This is a genomic window from Streptomyces sp. NPDC050759 (assembly GCF_044456945.1).
GTDB lineage: Bacteria > Actinomycetota > Actinomycetes > Streptomycetales > Streptomycetaceae > Streptomyces.
Genome location: NZ_JBITGI010000021.1, coordinates 90,611 through 114,164 on the forward strand (window position 1 = coordinate 90,611; position 23,554 = coordinate 114,164).

Below are 23,554 nucleotides of genomic sequence, written 5' to 3' on the forward strand. Positions count from 1 at the left end.
GGCCGCCGTACGGATGATGGGGTGGCGCGGTGGCAGACCACGATGGGGCGGGGGCCGTACGGCCGTTGACGCTGGCCTGGGTGGGTCGGCATCTGGACGTCGGCGAACGGGTCGTCAAAACCGAGGCGCTGCAGGGCGGCAGCACTGCCGAGATGCGGCGTGTGACCGTCGGCAGGCGGGACGGAGGCACCCGTGACCTGGTGCTGCGGACCTTCGTCGATGATGAGCACGCCGAGGACTGGCTGAACAGGGAGAGGGGTGCCCTTGCCCTGCTCGCGGAGACCGGCGTGCCGACTCCTGGCCTGGTCGCGGTTGATCACCGGGCCGTGCATTGCGAGTATCCGTCACTGCTGATGACCCATCTGGCGGGCCGGACGGTCCTCGAGGACGAGGGGGTGGAGGCGCGCGTACCCCTGCTCGCCCGTCAGCTCGTGGCGATCCACGCGGTGAGACCCGCCCCCGCCGAGCGGCCCCCGCGGTACGTGACCTTGACGACCGCCGACACCGTCGTGACACCCAAGGGCGCCGACACGGCGGCATGGGCCGCGGCGGTCGACGTGATCCGAGGACCCGCACCCGCCTATGAGGGGCGGTTCCTGCACCGGGACTTCCACCCCGGCAACGTGCTGTTCGACGCCCCGTCGCCGGGCCCGGAGGCCCTCCGCATCACCGGCGTCGTCGACTGGGCAGCGGCTTCTTGGGGCCCGGCGGACCTCGATGTAGCGCACTGCTGCACCAATGTCGCGCTGCTGCACGGCCCGGCGTGGGGCGTGCGGTTCGCTGAGGAGTACGAGGAGGCCGGCGGGGCGCTGGCGACGTCAGCGGGCGAGCGGCTGTACTGGCAGGTGCGGGACGCGCTGGCGCTCTCAGAAGAAGTGCAGCAGGTCTCGCTGCCATGGCGGGGTGCAGGCAGGACGGAGCTGACGGCACGGGTTGTGGAGGAGCGGCTGGCTGCCTACGTCACCGCCCTGATGGACGCGCCCGGCTGAGCCGAGGTGGTCCGGGGTGTGGGCACGGCGGTGAACTGTCGTTGCCCGACGTTGTCTTCGGGGTGGAAACGCCGCCAGACCGACACCTGCTTTCGTCCTGGGCGGGATCGTGTTCCGTTGCTGATTGCCGGACAGGGATTCACGTGAGGTTCGACAGCCGGCGATGCGGCAGTGCAGCGCTTGCCCGCACAGATGGTGGACCTACAAAACACGATTGCCGGGCACCATGCCCGCTGGCAGGCTTGCGGGCGTGATCACAGCGGAGACGCCGGACTGCCTGATCGTGACGGGGATGCCGGGGGCAGGGAAGTCGACGGTGACCAGGCTGGTCTCCGAGCGCCTGCCTCGCTCCGCCCGGTTGGACGGCGACTTCATCAGCCGGCTCGTTGTCAGCGGTCGTGTCTGGGCCCTGGGGGAACCTGCCGACGAGGCGGCCCGGCAGGTTCAGTTGTGCAACCGCAATCTGTGCACGCTGGCGAACAACTTCTGCGACGCGGGCTTCACGCCTGTGATCGACTGGGTGATCCCCGACCGCAGGCAGTTGGACTTCTTCGTCTCTCTCCTTGGAGCACGTCAGGTCCTGTTCGTCGTTCTCGCACCGGGGATCGAGGCGTGCCGGTACCGCAACACCCTGCGTGATCCACAAGAGCGGTTCGACTTCGGCGGCTATGAGGATCTGGACGGCGCGATGAAGCGGGAGCTCGGCGATGTCGGCTGGTGGTTCGACACGGCCGCGCTGACTCCCGAGGAGACCGCCGACGGCATCATCCGGGAGGCTCGCCGTCGTGCTGTGGTGAACTGACCGTGAGCCTCTTCATCCTGTTCAGGGCACCGTGGCCGGTTGGCCCTTGGCGTGGGAAGGGGCCAGGGGGCGATGACGGTCTTGGTCCAGCACCACTTTGTACAGGCCACGCGCGTCGGACGCGGCTGCGGCTTCTGACGCGGCCGCGGCCAGGTCCACTCCAGACGTTCTGCACCGTCGGGTGGCAGCCGCCGTACCGGCGCATCACGGCCCGCTCCGACATCCCGGCACGGCAGTCCCCGCGACTCGCCGCGTAGGACTCGGCCTTGGGCCCGATGGCGTCTGAGCGCTTGGTTGGAGTCCGGCACGGCCCCTACGGCTTGGCCCCTCTGGTCCGCCGTCCGGGTGAGGGTGGTGAGGCCTCGGCTTCTTCGGCTTCTCTGGCGAGTTTCGCGATTCTTGTCTGCGCTGCGGTGATGCCGCGGAGGATGAGACGTAGGTGGGTGGTGGACCGGGGCACGGCCGCCTCGAGTTCTTCCAGCCGTCGCTGCTGGGCGGCGAGTTCGGCCCTCAGTCGTGAGGCCCGGTCGGGCGGTGGGGGAGGGGCGGTGCCGTTGAAGACGACGTTGTGCAGGGGCCGTTCGGCTTGGACGGCTTCGCGTTCGGCTGTGTGTGCGTCGTCGGGGTAGTCGATCTGTATGGCGATGACGCGGTGGCCCCAGGGTTGTTGTTGCAGGTGGGTGCGGATGCGGGTGAGTGGGCAGGTGGAGATGCCGACGTAGAGCAGGCCTTCGGGGCCGTGGAGCCGGTACAGGGCGGTGCGGCCGGCGGTGTGCAGGCTGCCTTCCTCGTCGAACAGGCTGCGCAGGAACTGTGTGTCGATGTCGGTCATGACGCGGCCTCTCTCGGCTCGGGGCGCGCGGTGGCTGTCGCGGTCGGCTGGTGTCACGCCCGCAGCCGTGCGGGCAGCACCTCTGCCTACCGGGCGGCACGGGCATGCCCCCGGAGCGGGCGTCCGACCGCGCGCCGCTTGTCCATCTCCTCACGGTCCCACGCGGGTGTGACAGCGCCTCTGCGACCAGCACGGCGAGATCGCTGCCCTGCTGCGTGACCCCGACTTCGGACCGGCCCGTATGTGTCTGTTCGAACCACCCGGCGGCGACAAGGAAATTACCGACCGTCGATTCCAGCACCGATGTCTGGCCGTACCCGCCCGACCCTGGAGGCGGAGTCACGAGAGACGTGGGAGAAACCTGTCCCGCAGGCCTGGACGCGCTGCGGCAGGCGTATCCGGAGACAGAGGGGGTCTCGAAGGAGAGCAATGAGCCTGCTCGGGGTCGGGTGCGGGGCGCCGTCATGCACGACCCCGTCCGTCCTCGCGGACGTCGACGCGCCCCCTTGCCGAGAACAGCGACCTCGCCCTATCTCTACGAATCGGTCTCGATCCGGGCCGTCGCTTGGGCGTCGAGGGTGATCAGGCAATCATGAGGCCATGCACCGGCCGCCCCGCCTCCACAGCCCCGAGTGGTTCACGGCCGACGATTCGACCCTGAACGTCGCCCTCGTGTACCCGATGCAGGGGCCCGCCGGGATCTTCGGTCCCGCCTGTGAGGCGTGCGCGCGGCTCGCGGCCGAGGAGATCAACAAGGCCGGCGGGGTGCTCGGCAAGGAGCTGCGGCTCCTCGAAGTCGACGGCGGCGCGGATCCCCGGACGGTGGCCCGGGAAGTGGAGGCGCTGGTCGCGACGGGAACGGTGCACGGCGTGACCGGGTGGCACATCTCGTCGGTCCGGGAGGCGGTCGCGCCGCGGGTCGCCCACCGGGTGCCGTACGTGTACACGGCCCTGTACGAGGGCGGCGAGCGCACCGAGGGTGTCTTCATGACCAGCGAGACGCCCGAATGGCAGCTGCTGCCCGCCATGCGGCTGCTCGCCGAGGCGCGGGGTGTGCGGCGCTGGTTCGTCGTCGGCAACAACTACGTCTGGCCGCGGCGCACGGCCCGTGCCGCCCGCCGCTACGCCCGCGCCTGCGGCAACGGCCGGGTCTGCGGAGAGGCGTACCTCCCGCTGGGCGCCGAGGACTTCCGGGACGTGCTGCGGCGGATCGAGCACGCCGACGCGGACGGCGTGCTGATGCTGCTGGTCGGTACCGACGCGGTCCGCTTCAACCGCGCCTTCGCCGCCGCCGGGCTCGACCAGCGGTGTCTGCGGCTGAGCACGCTGATGGACGAGAACATGCTGATGGCCAGCGGCCCCGAGGCCACCGGCGACCTCTTCAGCACGGCCGGGTACTTCGCGTCACTGGCCAACCAGGACACCCTGGACTTCCACGGCCAGTACGCCGCCCGGTTCGGGATCGAGGCGCCCGCCCCGGGCAGTCTCGGCGAGTCCTGCTACGAAGGCGTGCTGCTGCTCGCGGCGCTGATCGAACGGGCCCGCACCCTCGATGTCTCCGCGATCGGCGCCGCCGCCGACGCGGTGTCGTACGAAGGGCCACGCGGGCTGCTCCATCTCCACGAGCGGCACGTACGCCAGCGGATCTACCTCGCGGAGGCCGACGGCCTCGACTTCAACGTGCTCGCCCAACTGGACGCTCCTCACGACCTGTTGTGACACGGCTGTCCAACGCGTCGGCCAGCCGGTCCAGCAGCGTCTCCAGCCGCGGCCCGTCCTCTCCCTCGAGCAGGGGTTCCAACTCCGCCCAGTCCGCACGCACTTCACGCGCTAGCAGCTGCCAGTGCCGCAGGCCCCGCGGCGTGAGGTGGGCCAGGATGCGGCGCCGGTCGGCTGGGTCGATCCGTCGGAACACCAGGTTCTGGTCGACGAGTTGGTCGATCAGCTTGGTGAGGGTCGGTGCCGGCAGGAAGGCGCGGTCGGCGAGGGCGGTCATGTTGTGTCCCTGTCCGTCGGAGAGCAGGTCGAGGACCCGCCATGCCTCCACCGAGCACTCGAACTCCTCGAGTACGGACTGCACTCGGCGCACGGAGAGGCGCTCGGCCCGGGTCAGCAGGTGGAGCAGTTCCTGGGGCCGCCTCGCCATTGCGCTCCTCCGCTCGAAGCCCTGACTCCCCCTGAGGGGGATGCCTGAAGCCTACCGTCGATCAGCGCGCTCTTGACAAGAGGCACCGGGAAATAGATCCTTCCGGCAGGAAGTATTAATTGCCGTTGCTGAGATGCCGTCAAGTGGGCGTACTCAGTGGCGGCTTTTTCTTTTGGTCCGACTTTTTGCTTCCACCGGAAACTATTCTTCTATTGCGTCGAAACGTGGGGGAAACAGTTTCCTCGCAGGCTGTGGACGCACTTCAGCGACCAGCCCGGACGCCACCTAAGGAACGGCTGGGGGATGCGTGCGCCACCGCCGCCGTTTCTGAAGCGCGTCCCAACTGCTCCCTCCCCAGAGTCTTCCGCTCTCATCGCATCGCCCTTCGGGGCATGGAGGTTTCGTATGTCCGGGCTCAGCATCAGCAGACGCGGTCTGCTGGCAGGTATGTCAGCGGTCGGCGCGTCCGCCGCCCTCAGCGCCTGTGGCGCCAAGACCGGGGACACCTCCTCGACCGACGCGGCCGGCGCCAAGGCCGACACCTCCGGCAGCACGGTCAAGGTCGGTCTGCTCAACTCGCTGTCCGGCACGATGGCCATCAGCGAGGTCACGGTCCACAATTCGCTGCTGCTCGCCATCAAGGAGATCAACGCGGCCGGCGGTGTGCTGGGCAAGAAGCTGAAGCCCGTCAGCCAGGACGGCGCCTCCGACTGGCCGACCTTCGCGGAGAAGGCGGAGGCTCTGATCAAGGACGACAAGGTCGCGGCCACCTTCGGCTGCTGGACCTCGGCCAGCCGCAAGGCCGTCAAGCCGGTCTTCGAGCGGTACAAGTCGCTGCTCTTCTACCCCGTGCAGTACGAGGGTCTGGAGCAGTCCCCGTACATCTTCTACATCGGCGCGACCACCAACCAGCAGATCATCCCCGCGCTGGACTACCTCAAGAAGCAGGGCCTCACCAAGCTCTACCTGGTCGGCAGCGACTACGTCTTCCCGCGCACCGCCAACAAGGAGATCAAGGCGTACGCGAAGGCCAAGGGCATGACGGTGGTCGGCGAGGACTACGCGCCGCTGGGCTCCACGGAGTTCAGCACCATCGTCAACAAGGTCAAGGACTCCGGCGCGGACGCCGTGTTCAACACCCTCAACGGCGACAGCAACGTGGCCTTCTTCAAGGAGTACAAGTCCTCCGGGATGACCGCGAAGAGCATGCCGGTGCTGTCGGTCTCCATCGCCGAGGAGGAGGTCAAGAGCATCGGCACCCAGTATCTGGAGGGCCAGCTGACCGCGTGGAACTACTACGAGACCACGCCCGGCGCGGCCAACACCAAGTTCGTGGCGGCGTACCAGGCCGCGTACGGCAAGGACAAGCCGACCAGCGACCCGATGGAGGCCGCCTACATCTCGGTCTACCTCTGGAAGGCGATGGTGGAGAAGGCCGGCTCCTTCGACGTCGCCAAGGTCAAGGCCGCCTCCGACGGCATCACCTTCGACGCCCCCGAGGGCAAGGTCACCGTCGACGGGGCGACCCAGCACGTCTACAAGACGGCCCGGATCGGCAAGGTCGGTGCGGACGGCCTCATCACCGAGGTCTGGAACTCGGGCAAGCCGATCAAGCCGGACCCGTACCTCAAGGGCTACGACTGGGCCTCCGGCCTGTCCTGACCCCGGCTCAGCCCTTTCCGGACGGACCCGGCCTTCTGCAGGCCGGGTCCCGTCCCGCGCCCGCACCTCCGTCCCCGACCCGGAGCCGCTTCATGACGGTCATCCTCAACCAGTCCTTCACCGGCATCAGCATCGGTGCCGTCCTCCTGCTCATCGCGCTCGGCCTGACCCTGACGTTCGGTCAGATGGGCGTGATCAACATGGCGCACGGCGAGTTCATCATGGCCGGCGCCTACACCACGTACGTGCTGCAGAAGTCCATCAGCAGCGCGGGGATCTCGCTGCTCGTCGCCCTGCCCGTGGCATTCCTCGTCGCCGGCGCCCTCGGGATGCTGCTGGAGTGGCTGCTCATCCGGCGCCTCTACACCCGCCCGCTGGACACCCTGCTGGTCACCTGGGGTGTCTCCCTGATGCTCCAGCAGCTCGCCCGGGACATCTTCGGCGCCCCCAACGTGCAGACCCATGCCCCGGATCTGCTCACCGGCAACATCTCGGTGGGCGGGGGCATCACCCTCGCCAACAGCCGGCTGTTCATCCTCGGGCTCGCCCTGCTGAGCGTCCTCGCCCTCACGCTGATCCTGCGGCTGACCCCGCTCGGGCGGCGTATCAGGGCCGTCGTGCAGAACCGGGACCTCGCCGAGGTGTCGGGCATCGCCACCGGGCAGGTCGACCGGATCACGTTCTTCATCGGCTCGGGCCTCGCGGGCGTGGCCGGGGTCGCCCTCACGCTGGTCGGCCCGATCGGCCCGACGATGGGCACCAACTACATCGTCGACGCCTTCCTGGTCGTCGTCGTGGGCGGCATCGGCCAGCTCAAGGGCAGTGTGATCACCGCCTTCGCGCTCGGTGTGCTCCAGTCGGTCCTCGAATACTCGACGACGGTCAGTGTCGCGAAGGTCATGGTGCTCGTGGCGATCGTCGCCTTCCTCCAGTGGCGGCCCCAGGGCCTGTACACCCTGCGCACCCGGAGCCTGGCATGACGACAACGACCACCACCGCCGTACCCCCGCCGTCCGCATCCCTCCTGGAACGCTTCCGCGTGCCCGGCGGCTTCGCCCTCGGCGCCGTGCTCCTCCTCGGCATCGCACCGCTCGCCCTCTCGGACTTCCGCCTCTCGCTCCTCGCCAAGTACCTCTGCTACGCCATCGTGGCCGTCGGTGTCAGCCTGGCCTGGGGCCGCGGCGGACTGCTCGTCCTCGGCCAGGGCGTCTTCTTCGGCCTCGGCGGTTACGCCATGGCCATGCACCTCAAGCTCGCCGACGCCGCCGCGGCACCGGGCGGCAGCCCCGGCGCACTGCCCGACTTCATGCAGCTGTACGGGACCGGTGGCGCCCTGCCCTGGTGGTGGAAGCCCTTCGCCAACCCCGGGTTCGCGCTCGCGGCGACCGTCCTGCTGCCCATGGCCGTCGCCGCGGTGCTCGGCTTCTTCATCTTCCGCCGCCGGGTCAAGGGCGCCTACTTCGCCATCCTCAGCCAGGCCATGGCCGCGGCCCTGTCCATCTGGCTGGTCGGCCAGCAGGCCACCACCGGCGGCACCAACGGACTCACCGACATGCAGGGCTTCTTCGGCTACTCGCTGGACGACCCGGCCAACCAGAAGATGGTGTACTTCATCATCGCCGTGGTCCTGCTGCTCCTGATGGCCCTCGCCCGGCAGCTGTTCGTCAGCCGCTACGGCGAACTCCTCATCGCCGTACGGGACTCCGAGGAGCGGGTCCGCTTCCTCGGCTACGACCCGGCCAACGTCAAGCTCGTGGCCTACGTCGTCGCGGCGGGCATGGCCGGTCTGGCGGGCGCGCTGTTCGTGCCGGCCGTCGGGATCATCTCCCCGGCCCTGATCGGCATCGTGCCGTCCATCGGCTTCGTCATCGGCGCGGCGGTCGGCGGCCGGGCGTCCCTCGTGGGCGCGGTGCTCGGCGCGGTCGCCGTGGCCTGGGCGCAGAGCACCCTCTCCGACGCCTTCCCGGCCGCCTGGACCTACTTCCAGGGACTGCTGTTCATCGTGGCGGTCGGCTTCCTCCCCGGCGGACTGGCCTCCCTGGTGACGGTCATCCGCAACCGCCGTACTCCCACCACCCGTTCAGGAGAGACAGCATGAGCGGCGAAGGACTGACCATCCGCGACCTGCGCGTCACCTTCGACGGCTTCACCGCCGTCGACGGCGTGAACCTGGACGTCTCGGCCGGAGACCTGCGGTTCCTCATCGGACCGAACGGCGCCGGCAAGACCACCCTGGTCGACGCGGTCACCGGGCTGGTGAAGGCCACCGGCTCGGTCCGTTTCGGCGACCGGGAACTCATCGGCACGCCCGTGCACCGCATCGCCCGCCTCGGCATCGGGCGTACGTTCCAGACGGCCACGGTCTTCGAGCAGCTGACGGTGCTCCAGAACCTCGACATCGCCGCGGGCGCCGGACGGGGAATCACGACGATGCTCCGCCGCCGCAAGGGCATACCGGAGCCGGTGACGAAGGCGCTGGAGACGACCGGTCTGACCGACCTGCGCGACCGCCCCGCCGGTGTTCTCGCCCATGGCCAGAAGCAGTGGCTGGAGATCGGCATGCTGCTCGTCCAGGACGTACGGCTGCTGCTGCTCGACGAGCCGGTCGCCGGAATGAGCCACGAGGAACGCGAGGCCACCGGCGCACTCCTGCAGCGGGTGAGCGCGGACCACACCGTCGTCGTCATCGAACACGACATGGACTTCATGCGCTCCTTCGCCCGCAGTGTCAGCGTGCTGCACGCCGGCAAGGTCCTCAGCGAAGGCACGGTCGCCGAGGTCCAGGCCGATCCGAAGGTCCAGGAGGTCTACCTGGGCCGCGCCTCCGAACCGGACGCCGCGTCCGTCTCCGGACCGTCCGCCACTCCCGTATCCGTCGCCGAGGAGGCGTGACACCCATGCTGGAGATCAACACCGTCCAGGCCGGCTACGACCGCACCACCGTGCTGCACGGCGTGACCGTCGAGGTCCCGTCGGACGGCGTCGCGGCCGTCCTCGGCCACAACGGTGCCGGCAAGAGCACCCTCCTGCGCGCCGTCATGGGCCTGATCAAGCCGAAGAACGGGACCATCCTGCTGGACGGCGAGGACATCACCCGCCTCGCTCCGCACCAGCGGGTGGCCCGCGGGATGGCGTACGTGCCGCAGGGCCAGCAGTCCTTCCCGCACCTCACCACCGCGGAAAACCTCCAGCTCGTCGCCGACGGCCGTCCCGACGGCAAGGAAGCCATCGCCGAAGCTCTCGACCTCTTCCCCGTCCTGCGCGAGTTGTCCGCCCGCCGCGCGGGCCTGCTCTCCGGCGGCCAGCGCCAGCAACTCGCCATCGCCCGGGCCCTGGTGACCCGTCCGCGCCTGCTCCTGCTCGACGAGCCGACCGAGGGCATCCAGCCGTCCGTCGTCGCCGAGATCGAGCAGACCGTCCTGTCCCTGGCCGGGCGCGGTGGACTGTCCGTACTCCTTGTCGAGCAGCACGTGGGCTTCGCCATGCGGGCCGCTCAGCGCTACTACGTACTGGAGGCGGGCCGCGTGACCTCCTCCGGCGAGGGAGGAACGGGAGCCGAGCAGACCGTACGGGCGGCGCTCAGCGTGTGAGCACGCTCCGGCAACGTGTGGAGGCGTCCAGGCGCGTTGCAACTGTGCCGTCGCTGACCTCGTGCGGGCACCTGCCCATCACCTCGGGAGTCCGGCCGACGGTCGCGGCCCGTTCGGGAACCCGCTCGGGGACGGCCTCGCCCCTGCGCCGTAAGGATTCCGTCATCACCCGCGAGGTACGGGACGGCCGCCCGTCGCCGTTGAATGGGCGGACAAGCAACTCCCAGGAGACGAGGCAGGGATGGGGCGCGGGCGCAAGGTACTGACCAGGCCGTTGGTCATCGCGGTGCTGGTGGTGGCGGTCGGCGGGGTCGGCTTCGGGCTGTACTGGTTCCAGCCGTGGAAGCTGTGGCAGGACGAAACCGTCGAGGAGGCCCTGCCCGGGGTGGTGGAGACGTCCGCCCCTCCTGCTGTGACGCCCTCGCACAAGCCCTCCCGTCAGCCTTCGGCCACCGGTCCGCAGACATTGGCAAGTGGCGAGCTGATCAGCCACGAGCATGCGACCTCGGGCACGGTGAGGCTCGTACGGCTGGCCGACGGCTCCCACGTCGTACGGCTGGAGAACCTCGACACCAGCAATGGACCGGATCTGCGTGTCTGGCTGACCGACGCGCCGGTGAAGGAGGGGGAGGCCGGCTGGCATGTCTTCGACGACGGGAAGTACGTCAGCCTGGGGAAGCTCAAAGGCAACAAGGGGAGCCAGAACTACGCCCTGCCCAGGGACGTGGATCCGTCGACCTACAACAGCGTGAGCATTTGGTGCGACCGTTTCGACGTTTCATTCGGCGCGGCGGAACTCGCTCGCGTCTGACAGTGGGGGCCATTTCCGACGCCGGCGCTCACCCCAGGGCATCGAGGGCGACGAGGAGGTCGCCGGGCCGTCCGGCCAGGGGTGGGCTCTGAACGGCCCGCTCGTAGCTACTTCGTCGGACGGCCGCCGGGATTCGGCTGTTCCAGTTGGGAAGCCAGGACCGCGGCCTGGACGCGGCGCTGGACACCGAGTTTGGCCAGGAGCCGGGAGATGTGGTTCTTGACGGTCTTCTCCGACAGATAGAGCTTCTTGCCGATCTCGCGGTTGGTCAGGCCGTCGCCGATCAGCGCGAGGATGTCCCGCTCGCGGGGCGACAGGCCGGCCAGTTCGGGTGCCAGGGCAGGTGTCTCGGCGGGTTCGGCGCGCAGCGAGCGGATCAGTCGGGCCGTGGTCGCGGGGTCGAGCATCGACTGGCCCGAGGCAACCGTACGCACGGCCGAGACCAGGTCGGATCCCCGGATCTGCTTGAGCACGTAGCCCGAGGCCCCGGCCATGATCGCGTCCAACAGCGCGTCCTCTTCGTCGAACGACGTCAGCATCAGACAGGCCAGCTCCGGCATCTGGTTGCGCAGCTCCCGGCAGACCGTGATGCCGTCGCCGTCCGGCAGGCGTACGTCGAGCACGGCGACGTCCGGGCGCAGCGCCGGGCCGCGGACGAGGGCGTGTTCCACGGTGTCCGCGTCGCCGACCACCGAGATGTCCGGTTCGGCGTCGAGCAGGTCGGTGATACCGCGTCGTACGACCTCGTGGTCGTCGAGCAGGAAAACGCGGATCGGATCCTGCTCCGTGAAGCTGCGTGTCCCGGTCATGACGGCCCCTCGTTCCCGGCGGCGTACGGGCTGCGGGTTGCCCGCGAGCACGATCATCGCTCGCCGGGGCCGGTCGCACTAGGGCCGACCGGCCCAATCGGCTTGGGCGTGCGTCCTCACCGGCCCCATGGTGATGGCCCGGTGGCCTCTGCTACCGGGCGAGTCCCCGCGGCGTGGGGACAGCACTCGTACAGCTCGCCTCTGACGTGGCCGACGCGGTCGTCACCCACCACCCAGGCACACCCTCTGGCGACACTGGGAACCGTCGGCCGCGCCACCCCTCGCCCTGGAACGGCGAGAGCCACCCGGCGCCGATGTGCAGCCTGGAGTACGACGTCCTGGCGCGCGATCTGACTCTGGCGCGCCGCCGGCTCAGCGACCGTCCGGCGCCGAGCGCCTGATTCCCTCGGTCCGGGGCTGTGCGGCCCTCAGACCCGCGGAGTCACACGGGTCCCCGTGGCCCTTCAGCTCGAAGTCCGTGTCCACGACACCTTCGACAGCGCGCACCAGGCGGGCGGCCACGGGAACCAGGGCCGTGTCCCGGACGCGGCCGACCAGCTTCACCACTCCGTCGTGCACGTCGACGCGGATTGCTGAGCCGGCGGGGGGGGGAGGTAGGCCACGACCTCGCGGCGGACCTCCTCGGCGATCTCCTCGTCGTCGCGCAGGAACACCTTGAGGAGGTCGGCCCTGCTGACGATGCCTGCAGGATGTCCTGCTCGTCGACCACGGGGAGGCGCCTGATCTTGACGCGCGCCATAGTACGTGCGGCCTGGGCGAGCGTGGTGTTCGGGCGGGCGGTGAAGGCCGGGGAGGTCATCAGCTCGTCCGCAGTGAGCGCACCGGCCTTCGCCAGGTCGGACAGGCGCCGCAGTTGGGTGTACCGGTCGGGGTCGCTGTCGCGGAACTCCTCCTTGGGCAGCAGGTCCGCTTCGGAGACGATGCCGACGACGCGGCCCTCGCCCTCCAGGACCGGCAGGGCGCTGACCTTCCGGTCCTGCATCAGCCGCACGACGTCCTTGAAAGTGGCCTTGCGGCCGATGGCGGCGACCGTGGCGGTCATGACGTCGCTGATGATGTGCGGGGTGCCGTGCATCGTGGCTCCCTCTCGTTGTCGCTTCGGACCGCCGACGCGCTCAGACGTTGCCGCCGGCGCCGTACGGCGCGTAAAGGTCCAGCAGCCGGGTCCGGGCGGAGCGCAGGCGGTGGGCGAGCACGTCGCCGACCCATTGGGCGATGGCGCTGCCCATGGCCGGGTCGTCCTGGCACATCAGACGGACGGCCGTGGCGTCGAACTCGTACGTCCGCACCGGGCTCGTCGCCTCGGCGCCCAGATGCCAGACGTGCGGGGTGAACAGCCAGGACCAGCCGACCAGTTCGTTGTGGTGGAGCGTCTCGATGACGGCGGCCCGGCGGCCGGGGACGTGCATGTCGAGCTCGACCGTGCCCGTGCGGATGATCCAGAACCGGTCGGCCAGGCTGCCCTCCTCGAACAGACGCGCCCCCTGCGGGAAGGAGACCTCGCGGCCGAGGCGCATGAGCCGGTGCCGGTGTTCGGCGGGCAGGGCTCGCAGCATGCTGGGTGTGGGGGTGGTGATCATGGCGCGCTCCGACGGGTCGTGGATACTGCCATGGCCAGCGTGTGGCCCACCCTTGGCGGCGGCCATGGGCCACCCGGGCCACCGGACGGGCCACCCGGCCACGATCCGAAGACGACCGGCACTCTACGGCCACGCCGACCCGCCCGCGGACGGGTCGGCACATCGCCGACCACGACGACGGCGCGTTGACAGGGCACCTTCGGCGAGCGGATCGAGGCCCCCGGCCTCCCGTGTCCTGGGCCCGGGCGGCCGGTGCCTGGCGGGAATTCGCGGGAACCGGATACATCGACCGCGACCGCGAACTGATCGTCGGCCTGCGGACCGCCGCCCCGCTGAAGCGCGCGATCATCCCGAACGGCGGCCTGCGCATGGTGGAGACCGGGCTGAGGGCGTACGGCTACGCAGCCGACCCGTTCGTGACGAGGATCTTCGGGACCTACCGCAAGACCCCACACCAACGGTGTCTTCGAGGCCTGCACACCCGAGATGCGCGCCGCGCGCAAGGCCGGCATCATCACCGGGGCTGCCCGACGCCTACAGCCGTGGCCGGATCATCGGCGACTACCGGCGCGTGGCGCTGTACGGCACGGACCGGCTGATCGAGGCCAAGGAGGCCGAGCGGGCCCGCCTGGACGCCAGTCCCTGCACGGCCGACGTGATCCGGGACCGTGAGGAACTCGCCGCACAGATACGGGCATTGGGCGAGCTGACCCGGATGGCGGAGACATACGGCTGTGACATCTCCCGCCCCGCCACCACCGCACACGAGGCCGTGCAATGGCTCTACCTCGGCCACCTCGCCGCCGTGAAGGAAGCAGAACGGCGCCGCCATGTCCCCCGAGTACCGTGCCGACAGCATCGCCGTGGGCCTGGTGGAGTCCTTCATGGCGAAGGTGCGTAAGCACCCCGCCCACCGGGACGCCGAACATACCCAGTCCGTACGGACGATCACCTCCAACGTCGTCTACGGCAAGCACACCGGCAACACCCCCGACGGCCGCCGTACCGGAGAGCCCTCCGGCCCCGGCGCCAACCCCATGAGCGGCCGCGACCGGCACGGGGTGGCCGCCTCGGCGCTCTCGGTCGCCAGACTGCCGTACGAACAGGCCCGCGACGGTATCTCACTGACCACGACCATCACCCCCGAGGGGCTGGGGCACCACCCGATCGAGCGGGCCGGCCACCGGGTCGGCATCCTCGACGCCTACACGGCCGCGGGCGGCTTCCAGATGAACGTCAACGTCGTGGACCGCACCACGCTGGAAGACGCCATGGCACACCCGGAGAGAAGTATCCGGACCTGACCATCCGCGTCTCCGGACACGCCGTCAACTTCGTCCGGCTGACCCGCGAAGAGTAGCTCGACGTGATCAGCCGCGCCTTCCACGGATCGCTGTGAGCACGATGGCGGTGACGACGAACGGCCGGATCCACTCCTGGCACCTGTCCACCGGCGTGGACGGGCCGGCCCGGGACCCTTCGTCCTGTTCTGCGTCGCGGCCGCCGGCTGCGTTGAGCGCGGGAGGCGCGGCGGCCCGTCGGCGGGTCCGCCGCACCACATCGACACCGGCCAGGGCCGTTCGGCCCTCGGCAGGGACCTGTGGCCCCTGCCGAGGGCCCGCGCCCGAAGACCAAGCTCGAGTCGGCACCCCCGATGCAGAAGGTGGAGATCATGACCCGTACCCTCACCGCCGGCCTCGACGGCTCTCCGGAGAGCCACGCGGCGGCCGAGTGGGCCGCTCGTGAAGCGCAACTGCTGGGCCTGCCGCTGAAGTTGGTCCAGGTCTGGGAGCCGGTTCCGGCCCCCATGGCCCAGGCGCCGCTCCTCGGCCCCGAAACGCACCAGCACTGGACCGAGCGGGTCACCCGGGAGACGGCCGAAGGCATCCGACTGCGCCACCCCGGCCTCGACGTGATCACCGAGCAGCTCTCCGGACGGCCCGCCGAGGCGCTGGCGGATGCGGCGAAAGGCGCCGAGCTGCTGGTCCTGGGCTCCCGTGGGCTGAGCGGGATCGGCGGGTTCATGGTCGGCTCGGTCGGTCTTTCCGTCGTGGCGCATGCCGAGCGGCCGGTCGTCCTGGTGAGGGCCGGCGAACAGGCTGCCGACGAGCACGAGATGGACCCGGTCGGCATCCCGTCCGCCGCGGCCCCGTTCCGGCCCGTCGTCCTCGGCCTCGACATCGAGAGCCCCGACGAGGAGCTGATCGCCTTCGCGTTCGCGGCCGCCGTCCGCCGGAGCACGTCCCTGCGGGTGGTCCACGGCTGGAACCCGCCGCCGTACTACGCCTACGGGCTCTCCGTCGACCTGGAGCTCCACGGAGAGCTGGCCCGGTCGGAGAGCACCGCCCTGGCCGAGGTCCTGCTCCCGTGGCGCGAGAAGTTCCCGGACGTCGAGGTCACCGAGGAGTCCTCCTACGGCAGCCCCGGCAACCCCCTCGTCGACGCCTCCCGCGAGGCCTCACTGGTGGTCGTGGGACGGCGCGTCCGGCGCAGCCCGTTCGGCGCCCACATCGGCTCGGTCACCCACACCGTCCTGCACCACTCCACCGCCCCCGTGGCCGTCGTCCCACACCACTGACCTCCATCCCCAAGGAGCAGACACAATGAAGGCAGCGGTCGTACGAGTCTTCGGTGAACCTCTGGTCATCGAGGACCGGCCCGACCCCGAGCCCGGCCCCGGCCAGGTCCGGGTCCGGGTCGAGGCCTCCGGGCTGTGTCACACCGACATCCACGCCGCCCGGGGCGACTGGCCGGTCAAGCCGACTCCGCCGTTCGTCCCCGGTCACGAGGGCGTCGGCCTGGTCGAGAAGCTCGGCGAGGGCGTCACCCACCTGAGCGTCGGGCAGCGGGTCGCCGTGCCCTGGCTGGGCAAAGCGTGCGGGCGGTGCGAGCACTGCCTGTCCGGCTGGGAGACGCTGTGCGAGCGGCAGATCAACACCGGCTACGGCTGTGACGGCGGGTACGCCGAGAAGATGCTGGCCTGGGCCGACTTCGCGCAGCCGGTGCCGCACGGCGTCACGGCCTTCGACGCCGCCCCGCTGACCTGCGCCGGCGTGACGACGTACAAGGCGCTCAAGGTCGCCGATGTGCGGCCCGCGCAGCTCGTCGCGATCTCCGGCGTCGGCGGCCTCGGACACCTGGCCGTGCAGTACGCGAAGATCGCCGGGGCGCAGGTCGCGGCGATCGACGTCACCGACGAGAAGCTGGAACTCGCCGCCGAGCTCGGCGCGGACCTGGTGATCGACGCCCGCAAGGAGGACGTGGGCGAGGTGCTCAAGCGGTACGGCGGAGCCCACGCGGCGATCGCCCTCGCGGTGAACGAAGCCGCTTTCGCCGCCGTCAACTCCGGGCTGCGGCGCGGCGGAAAGCTCGTCATGGTCGCCCTGCCCGCGCACGGCACGATCCAGGTCCCGATCTTCGACACCGTCCTGAACGGCACGAGCGTGATCGGTTCGATCGTCGGCACCCGGCAGGACCTCGCCGAGGTGTTCCAGCTGCACGCGGCCGGCCGTACCCGGGTCATCCACGAGACCCGCCCGCTGTCGAGCGTGAACGAGTCCATCGACGAGGTCCTGCGCGGCCAGGTCAAGGCCCGGATCGTCTTCGACCTGGGCGCGGGACGGTGAGGATGATGGACCTGCCGATCGTCGTCGGTGTCGACGGCTCGGAGTCCGCACTGCGGGCCGTCGACTGGGCGGCCGACGAGGCCGCCCTGCGCGGGCTGCCGTTGCGCCTGGTGTACGCCTCGCTCTGGGAGCGCTACGAGGGCTCCCGGCCCGCCGAGGACCTGGGCCGGCCGTCCGAAGAGGAGCGGGTGGAGGACGTCGTGGCGGCCGCCGCCCGGCGGGCCGGCCGGCGCCGGGCCGACGCGAAGATCTCCACCGAGGTGCTGCCCGAGGAACCCGAGTACGCGCTGGTGCGCGAGAGCCGCGGGGCCGCGCTGCTGGTGACGGGCACCCGGGGCCGCGGCGGCCTCGCCGGGGCCCTCCTTGGCTCCGTGAGCCTGACCGTGGCCGGGCACGCGCACTGCCCGATGATCGTGGTGCGCGGCGACCAGGACGACCAGGGCGACCGGGCCCGTCCCGGACAGCATGCCCGCGTCGTCGTCGGCGTCGGAGACACGCCGGCTGCCCCGGAGACCATGCGCTTCGCCTTCGAGGAGGCGCGGCGACGGGGCGCCGTACTGGATGCCGTACGGGCCTGGCGGTGCCCGGCGCACGAGACCACGGACCACCCCCAGCTCGCCGGTGAACCCGCCCGGCTGCACGAGCAGCACGCGGTGGACGCCCTGGAAACGGCACTCAAGGAGGCTCCCGACGACGTCGTGGTGCGTCGGCGCACCCTGGAGGGCCACGCCCGGACCGTCCTGGTGGGAGCCTCGCGCGACGCCGACCTCCTGATCCTCGGGGCCCGGCGCAGGCCACGGCACTTCGGGCTCCAGCTGGGCCGGGTGGCCCATAGGGTGCTGCACCACTCCGACTGTCCGGTCGCGGTCGTGCCGGAACCGGTGTGACGATGGTGATCGTGCCGACGGCGACCGTGGTGACCGGCTGCTCAGAGGCTCGCCGCGTGGTCGGGGACGAAGGTCTGCAGATCGCGCGGCGGGCGCTCGTAGCCGGTCGACTCCGGGCGCACCGGCAGTTCCAGCACTGGTGGCGGCACATCGTGGTAGGGCAGCGAATCCAGCAGGTGGGCGATCATGTTCAGCCGCGCCCGCCGCTTGTCGTCGCTCTCCACGACGTACCACGGCGCCTCGGAGATGTCGGTGTGCACCATCATCTCGTCCTTGGCCCGGGAGTAAGCCTCCCAGTGGATGATCGACTCCAGGTCCATCGGCGAGAGCTTCCAGCGCCGCAGCGGATCCTCCAGCCGCTTGCGGAACCGCTCCTGCTGCTCGGTGTCGCTCACCGAGAACCAGTACTTGCGCAGCACGATCCCCGCTTCGACCAGCATCCGCTCGAATATCGGGCATTGCCTCAGGAAGAGCTGGTACTCCTCCCTGGTGCAGAAGCCCATCACGTGCTCGACCCCGGCCCGGTTGTACCAGGACCGGTCGAACAGCACGATCTCTCCGGCGGCCGGCAGATGCTCGACGTACCGCTGGAAGTACCACTGGCTGCGCTCGCGCTCGGTCGGCTTGGGGAGCGCCGCGATCCGGGCGACGCGGGGGTTGAGATGCTCGGCGACCCGCTTGATGGTGCCGCCCTTGCCCGCCGCGTCCCGCCCCTCGAAGACGACGACCACCCGGGCGCCCTCGGCCCGCACCCACTCCTGGAGCCTCACCAACTCCGTCTGAAGACGCAGCAGTTCCTTCTCGTACGACTTGCGCGGCACCCTCGCCGCGGCCTTGCCGGCCATGCCGCCTCCACCGCCCGATGACCTACACACGGAGCCATCCCATGTCCGAGGCACAACGCGTCGAACACCAGGACGCCACCGTACTTTCCGACAACGAACTGCGCACCCTGGACGCCCATTGGCGGGCCGCCAACTACCTGGCCGCCGGGCAGATCTACCTGCTGGCCAACCCGCTGCTGACCGAGCCCCTGAAGCCGGAGCACATCAAGCCCCGGCTGCTCGGTCACTGGGGCACCTCGCCCGGACTGAACCTCGTCCACACCCACCTCAACCGTGTGATCAAGGCGCGCGGGCTCGACGCGCTGTGCGTGTGGGGGCCGGGGCACGGCGGACCGTCGGTCCTCGCCAACTCCTGGCTGGAGGGCAGCTACAGCGAGACGTACCCGAACGTACCGCGCGACGGCCAGGGTATGGAGCGCCTGTTCCGGCAGTTCTCCTTCCCGGGCGGGGTACCGAGCCATGTCGCCCCGGAGACTCCGGGGTCGATCCACGAGGGCGGTGAGCTCGGCTACTCCCTCTCGCACGCGTACGGGGCGGCCTTCGACAATCCGGACCTGCTGGTCGCCTGCGTGATCGGCGACGGGGAAGCGGAGACCGGGCCGCTCGCCGCCGCCTGGCACTCCAACAAGTTCCTCGACCCGGTGCACGACGGCGCGGTCCTGCCGATCCTCCACCTCAACGGCTACAAGATCGCGAACCCGACGGTGCTCGCCCGCCTCCCGGAGGCCGAACTCGACGCGCTGTTGCGCGGCTACGGCCACGACCCGATCCATGTCACCGGCGACGACCCGATGACCGTCCACCGTGCCATGGCCCACGCCTTCGACCAGGCCCTGGACCGGATCGAGGTGCTGCAGCGAACGGCCCGTGAGGACGGGGTGAGCGAGCGGGTGCACTGGCCCGTCATCGTGCTGCGCACGCCCAAGGGCTGGACCGGCCCGGCGGAGGTGGACGGCGTGCCCGTGGAGGGCACCTGGCGCGCCCACCAGGTCCCGCTGGCCAACGTGCGCGAAAACCCCGAGCACCTGCGGCAGTTGGAGGCCTGGCTGCGGTCGTACCAGCCGCAGCAGCTGTTCGACGCCGACGGCCGCCCCGTGGCGGACGTCCTCGCCTGCGTGCCCGAAGGCACCAAGCGCCTCGGCTCCAGTCCGCACGCCAACGGGGGCCTGCTCGTACGCGAGCTGCCCGTCCCGGATCTCGACCGCTTCGCCGTACCCGTCGACAAGCCGGGCACCACCCTGCACGAGCCGACCCGGGTCCTCGGCGACCTCCTCGAACAGGTCATGGACGACACCTCGGCCCGCCGGGACTTCCGTGTCGTCGGTCCCGACGAGACCGCCTCCAACCGCCTCCAAGCCGTCTTCAACGCCAGCGGCAAGGCCTGGCAGGCCGAGCTGCTCCCGGTCGACGAACACCTCGAACGGCACGGCCGGGTGATGGAGATCCTCTCCGAACACACCTGCCAGGGCTGGCTGGAGGGCTACCTCCTCACCGGCAGGCACGGACTGTTCTCCTGCTACGAAGCCTTCGTCCACATCGTCGACTCCATGGTCAACCAGCACATCAAGTGGCTGAAGACATCACGGGAGTTGGCCTGGCGCGCTCCGATCGCCTCCCTCAACTACCTGCTGACCTCGCATGTGTGGCGCCAGGACCACAACGGCTTCTCCCACCAGGACCCCGGCTTCGTCGACCACGTCCTCAACAAGAGCCCCGAGGTCGTCCGCGTCTATCTGCCGCCGGACGCCAACACCCTGCTCTCCGTCGCTGATCACGTGCTGCGCAGCCGCGACTACGTCAATGTCGTCGTCGCCGGCAAGCAGCCCTGCTTCGACTGGCTGTCCATGGACGAGGCCCGCGCCCACTGCGCCCGCGGGGCCGGGATCTGGGACTGGGCGGGCACCGAGGACGGCTCCCGGGAACCCGATGCCGTCCTGGCCTGCGCCGGTGACGTACCCACCCAGGAGGTGCTGGCCGCCGCCCAGCTGCTGCGCCGCCACCTGCCTGACCTCGCCGTCCGCGTGGTCAACGTCGTCGACATGACCCGGCTGCTGCCCCGCGAGGAACATCCGCACGGAATGAGCGACTTCGAGTACGACGGCCTGTTCACCACCGACAAGCCGGTGATCTTCGCCTACCACGGCTACCCCTGGCTCATCCACCGCCTCAGCTACCGCCGCACCGGCCACAAGAACCTGCATGTGCGCGGCTACAAGGAGTCCGGCACCACGACCACACCCTTCGACATGGTCGTCCGCAACGACCTCGACCGCTACCGCCTGGTCATGGACGTCATCGACCGCGTCCCCGGCCTCGCCGTCCGCGCCGCCGCCCTGCGTCAGCAGATGGCCGACGCCCGCACCCGCCACCAAGCGTGGATCCGCGAGCACGGCACGGACCTGCCCGAGGTCGCCGACTGGACCTGGAACGCCTGAACACCCTGCCTCCCACAGGAAACCACTGCCATGGCCATTCGCGTCGGCATCAACGGTTTCGGGCGCATAGGCCGCACCTACCTGCGGGCGGCCCTCGACCGCACCGAGGCGGGCACCCAGGACGTGCACGCGGCCGCGATCAACCACATCGCCCCGCCCGCCACCCTCGCCCATCTGCTGGAGTGCACGTAACGGACCATGACGCTGGGCTGCTCGGCTCGGCGGACCCGGTTCGGCTCCTCGGTCACGACGTGGCCTCAGCGTCGAACGGAGCCGGGTCCACCCGGCAGGTGCTGTCCGTCCCCCGTCCAAGGCCGAACGGCCCACTGTGGCCCTGCGGGGTGAGGGCGGATGCGCGTCACGCCCGCGCTCACGGCAAAGGCGACCACTGGCCGCTCTGCCGCCGGATCGGAACCCGTACCTTCACCCGTCATCGGCCGGTAGCGTGGTCCACGACCGGAGCGGCCGGTGTCAGCCCGGCCGAGGGACCCGAGGAGACGCAGGTGGCAAGCCCCCAGGAGCCGCAGGAGGCCCGTGTACGGCTCCCACAGCTGAGGCTGGACGAGCTCCTGGGGGAGCTTCAGGCGCGGCTGGACGCGGCCCGTGGAACCCGGGACCGGGTACACAACCTGCTGGAGGCGGTGCTCTCGGTCGGCCGCGAGCTGGATCTGGAGCAGGCGCTGCACAGCATCGTCGAAGCCGCTGGAGTGCTCGTCGACGCGGAGTACGCGGCCCTCGGCGTGATCGGACCGGACGGCAGGCGTCTGTCCGCCTTCCACACCGTCGGGGTCACCGCGGAGCAGATCGCCCGGATCGGCCCCTACCCCGAGGGCCACGGCATCCTCGGTGAGCTGATCCGCCATCCCGAGCCGCTGCGCCTGACGAAGATCTCCGAGCATCCCTCGTCATACGGCTTCCCCGACCACCATCCGCCGATGAACAGCTTCCTGGGCGTGCCCATCCGGGTGCGCGACCAGATCTTCGGCAACCTGTACCTCACCGAGAAGCGGGGCGGCGCGCAGTTCGACGAGGACGACGAGTCCGTTCTCTCGACCCTGGCGGTGGCGGCCGGCGTCGCCATCGACAACGCGCGCCTCTATGAGGACTCCCGGCTGCGAGAACGCTGGCTGCAGGCGAACGCGGAGGTCACCCACAGCCTCATGTCCGGCGGCGGGCGCACCGACGTGCTCGGCCTGATCGCCGAGCGGGCCGGCGAGATCACCGGATCGGCGCTGGCCGCGGTCGCGTCCCCCATGGAAGACACCGGGTCGCTAGCCGTGGAGATCGCCGTAGGGCTGGATTCCGACGCGCACAAGGGTCTCGTACTCCCGATGGACGCGACCTTGATGGGGCTGGCCTTCTCCAGCGTCGCCCCTGCCGTCAGTACGGACGTCTCCCACGACGAACGCGTTACCCCGGAACCGCCCCGTTTCCAGGGACTGGGCCCCGCCGTGGCCGTGCCCATCGGCACGGGCGAGGACGGAGTGCGAGGCGTGCTTCTGCTGGCAAGGGAGGCCGGTCGGCCGGAGTTCACCACGACGGAGACCGAGACCCTGCAAGGCTTCGCCGCGCAGGCCGCCGTAGCCATGGAACTGGCGGAGCGACGCCAGGACGCCGAGCAGATCGCGGTGCTCAAGGACCGTGACCGGATCGCCCGTGACCTGCACGACCTGGCGATCCAGCGGTTGTTCGCCACAGGAATGACCCTGCAGAGCGCGGGCCGGTTCATCGAGCATCCCGAGGCGTCCGAACGTGTGGTCCGAGCGGTGGACGACCTGGACGAGACCATCAAGATCATCAGGTCGACGATCTTCGGGCTCCGGGCGCGTGACGGTGGGGCCGGGACGGGACTGCGCGCCCGGGTCGTACGGGCCGTCGGTGAGGCGGCCCCGGTGCTGGGCTTCACGCCCAGCGTGCGTATGGAAGGACTGCTCGACACCGATGTGCCGCGCGATATCGCCGACCATGCGCTGGCCGTGCTCTCCGAGGCCCTCACCAACATCGCCCGGCACGCCCACGCCGACCGCGCCGACCTGGCGCTGGAGTGCGACGGCCGCCAACTGCGGCTGACGGTCGCCGACAACGGCGTGGGCATTCGGGCCGACGGCCGCCGCAGCGGTCTGCTCAACATGGCCGAGCGGGCCGAACAGCTGGGAGGCGAACTGGAGTTGAGCAGTCCGCCCGACGGCGGCACCATGCTGGTGTGGCGGGTGCCGGTGGGGGAGCGGTAGCGGGCACGCGTCCCGCGCCATCCCTGACATCGAGGTGCCCCCCTGAAGGGCCACTCGCCACAGATCGGCCGTCAGCGGACTCGGTACGACCTCAAGCCATGAGCGACACCCCTCTGCCGGATGACAGACATCCCTCATGTGTCACTTCTGCGGAGAATCGAAAGCCCGCGATCAGCGACCATCAGAGTTGCGGGCCGGACCGATGTCCCGGGCCGGGGGACGCCGTGGCTCCAGCCGCCGGGGCCGGCGAACAGGTCGAGGATGATCCGCCTCGCGAGGACGGCTCGG

Annotated in this window: 19 protein-coding genes and 3 pseudogenes; 16 read left to right on the plus strand and 6 right to left on the minus strand. The window is 70.2% G+C overall.

Features of this window, described 5'->3' with window-relative positions; translation table 11 throughout:
- Window positions 1–29: 29 nt before the first annotated feature.
- Together ACIBJB_RS40910 and ACIBJB_RS40915 are read left to right on the plus strand one after the other, a co-directional pair.
- Window positions 30–989 (plus strand): phosphotransferase family protein, encoded by a 960-nt coding sequence (locus ACIBJB_RS40910; RefSeq protein ID WP_398938883.1) that lies wholly within the window; start codon window positions 30–32, stop codon window positions 987–989.
- 250 nt (window positions 990–1,239) lie between these two features.
- The gene (locus ACIBJB_RS40915) at window positions 1,240–1,791 is read left to right on the plus strand and encodes an AAA family ATPase (protein ID WP_398938885.1); all 552 of its coding nucleotides are present in this window, start codon (window positions 1,240–1,242) and stop codon (window positions 1,789–1,791) included.
- 313 nt (window positions 1,792–2,104) lie between these two features.
- Here ACIBJB_RS40915 and ACIBJB_RS40920 read toward each other — a convergent pair whose 3' ends face one another.
- Window positions 2,105–2,623 (minus strand): GIY-YIG nuclease family protein, encoded by a 519-nt coding sequence (locus tag ACIBJB_RS40920; RefSeq protein ID WP_398938887.1) that lies wholly within the window; start codon window positions 2,621–2,623, stop codon window positions 2,105–2,107.
- Between the two features lie 600 nt (window positions 2,624–3,223).
- Here ACIBJB_RS40920 and ACIBJB_RS40925 point away from each other — a divergent pair.
- Window positions 3,224–4,342 (plus strand): substrate-binding domain-containing protein, encoded by a 1,119-nt coding sequence (locus ACIBJB_RS40925; RefSeq protein ID WP_398938889.1) that lies wholly within the window; start codon window positions 3,224–3,226, stop codon window positions 4,340–4,342.
- On the opposite strand, the gene ACIBJB_RS40930 is transcribed toward ACIBJB_RS40925, so the two are convergent.
- Window positions 4,299–4,769: a MarR family winged helix-turn-helix transcriptional regulator gene (locus tag ACIBJB_RS40930; protein WP_398938891.1), complete on the minus strand. Its 471-nt coding sequence runs from the start codon at window positions 4,767–4,769 to the stop codon at window positions 4,299–4,301. The two genes, ACIBJB_RS40925 and ACIBJB_RS40930, sit on opposite strands and share 44 nt — an antisense overlap.
- Before the next feature lie 405 nt (window positions 4,770–5,174).
- Here ACIBJB_RS40930 and urtA point away from each other — a divergent pair, with 405 nt between their 5' ends.
- From urtA to ACIBJB_RS40960, 6 genes are all read left to right on the plus strand, one after another.
- The gene (gene urtA, locus ACIBJB_RS40935; RefSeq protein ID WP_398938893.1) at window positions 5,175–6,431 is read left to right on the plus strand and encodes an urea ABC transporter substrate-binding protein; all 1,257 of its coding nucleotides are present in this window, start codon (window positions 5,175–5,177) and stop codon (window positions 6,429–6,431) included.
- A gap of 92 nt (window positions 6,432–6,523) precedes the next feature.
- Complete coding sequence (gene urtB, locus ACIBJB_RS40940) at window positions 6,524–7,411, plus strand: urea ABC transporter permease subunit UrtB (RefSeq protein WP_398938895.1); 888 nt, start codon at window positions 6,524–6,526, stop codon at window positions 7,409–7,411.
- Complete coding sequence (gene urtC, locus ACIBJB_RS40945) at window positions 7,408–8,529, plus strand: urea ABC transporter permease subunit UrtC (protein WP_398938897.1); 1,122 nt, start codon at window positions 7,408–7,410, stop codon at window positions 8,527–8,529. The genes urtB and urtC overlap by 4 nt, the downstream gene beginning before the upstream one ends.
- The gene (urtD, locus tag ACIBJB_RS40950; RefSeq protein ID WP_398938900.1) at window positions 8,526–9,323 is read left to right on the plus strand and encodes an urea ABC transporter ATP-binding protein UrtD; all 798 of its coding nucleotides are present in this window, start codon (window positions 8,526–8,528) and stop codon (window positions 9,321–9,323) included. The genes urtC and urtD overlap by 4 nt, the downstream gene beginning before the upstream one ends.
- Before the next feature lie 5 nt (window positions 9,324–9,328).
- Window positions 9,329–10,021 carry an urea ABC transporter ATP-binding subunit UrtE gene (gene urtE, locus ACIBJB_RS40955; RefSeq protein ID WP_398939009.1) on the plus strand — a complete coding sequence of 231 codons (693 nt, stop codon included), beginning with the start codon at window positions 9,329–9,331 and terminating at the stop codon, window positions 10,019–10,021.
- 241 nt (window positions 10,022–10,262) lie between these two features.
- Entirely contained in the window at window positions 10,263–10,832 is a 570-nt protein-coding gene (locus tag ACIBJB_RS40960) for a DM13 domain-containing protein (protein WP_398938903.1), read from the plus strand.
- A 107-nt stretch (window positions 10,833–10,939) separates the two neighbouring features.
- Here ACIBJB_RS40960 and ACIBJB_RS40965 read toward each other — a convergent pair whose 3' ends face one another.
- The 3 genes and pseudogenes from ACIBJB_RS40965 to ACIBJB_RS40975 all read right to left on the minus strand — a co-directional run bounded on the left by ACIBJB_RS40965 (window position 10,940) and on the right by ACIBJB_RS40975 (window position 13,242).
- Window positions 10,940–11,641: a response regulator gene (locus ACIBJB_RS40965; protein WP_398938905.1), complete on the minus strand. Its 702-nt coding sequence runs from the start codon at window positions 11,639–11,641 to the stop codon at window positions 10,940–10,942.
- A 372-nt stretch (window positions 11,642–12,013) separates the two neighbouring features.
- Window positions 12,014–12,737: pseudogene (locus ACIBJB_RS40970) on the minus strand (CBS domain-containing protein).
- 40 nt (window positions 12,738–12,777) lie between these two features.
- Window positions 12,778–13,242 (minus strand): Crp/Fnr family transcriptional regulator, encoded by a 465-nt coding sequence (locus ACIBJB_RS40975; RefSeq protein ID WP_398938907.1) that lies wholly within the window; start codon window positions 13,240–13,242, stop codon window positions 12,778–12,780.
- Window positions 13,243–13,520: 278 nt separating this feature from the next.
- On the opposite strand from ACIBJB_RS40975, the pseudogene ACIBJB_RS40980 reads away from it, so the two are divergent.
- The 4 genes and pseudogenes from ACIBJB_RS40980 to ACIBJB_RS40995 all read left to right on the plus strand — a co-directional run.
- Window positions 13,521–14,602: pseudogene (locus ACIBJB_RS40980) on the plus strand (pyruvate formate lyase family protein); the annotation flags it as partial.
- Between the two features lie 312 nt (window positions 14,603–14,914).
- Complete coding sequence (locus ACIBJB_RS40985; protein ID WP_398938909.1) at window positions 14,915–15,820, plus strand: universal stress protein; 906 nt, start codon at window positions 14,915–14,917, stop codon at window positions 15,818–15,820.
- Between the two features lie 25 nt (window positions 15,821–15,845).
- Window positions 15,846–16,868 carry a zinc-dependent alcohol dehydrogenase gene (locus ACIBJB_RS40990; RefSeq protein ID WP_398938911.1) on the plus strand — a complete coding sequence of 341 codons (1,023 nt, stop codon included), beginning with the start codon at window positions 15,846–15,848 and terminating at the stop codon, window positions 16,866–16,868.
- Window positions 16,869–16,873: 5 nt separating this feature from the next.
- Window positions 16,874–17,755: a universal stress protein gene (locus ACIBJB_RS40995; protein WP_398938913.1), complete on the plus strand. Its 882-nt coding sequence runs from the start codon at window positions 16,874–16,876 to the stop codon at window positions 17,753–17,755.
- A 41-nt stretch (window positions 17,756–17,796) separates the two neighbouring features.
- Here the strand turns inward: ACIBJB_RS40995 and ppk2 are convergent, their stop codons facing one another.
- A complete protein-coding gene (gene ppk2 / locus ACIBJB_RS41000) occupies window positions 17,797–18,600 on the minus strand; it encodes a polyphosphate kinase 2 (protein WP_398938916.1) in 804 nt (267 codons plus the stop codon).
- A 41-nt stretch (window positions 18,601–18,641) separates the two neighbouring features.
- On the opposite strand from ppk2, the gene ACIBJB_RS41005 reads away from it, so the two are divergent.
- The 3 genes and pseudogenes from ACIBJB_RS41005 (at window position 18,642) to ACIBJB_RS41015 (ending at window position 23,266) form a co-directional block, all read left to right on the plus strand.
- Entirely contained in the window at window positions 18,642–21,035 is a 2,394-nt protein-coding gene (locus ACIBJB_RS41005; RefSeq protein ID WP_398938918.1) for a phosphoketolase, read from the plus strand.
- A 30-nt stretch (window positions 21,036–21,065) separates the two neighbouring features.
- Window positions 21,066–21,218: pseudogene (locus ACIBJB_RS41010) on the plus strand (glyceraldehyde 3-phosphate dehydrogenase NAD-binding domain-containing protein); the annotation flags it as partial.
- 320 nt (window positions 21,219–21,538) lie between these two features.
- Window positions 21,539–23,266, plus strand: coding sequence for a GAF domain-containing protein (locus tag ACIBJB_RS41015; protein ID WP_398938920.1), 1,728 nt, complete (start codon window positions 21,539–21,541; stop codon window positions 23,264–23,266).
- Window positions 23,267–23,554: the final 288 nt, after the last annotated feature.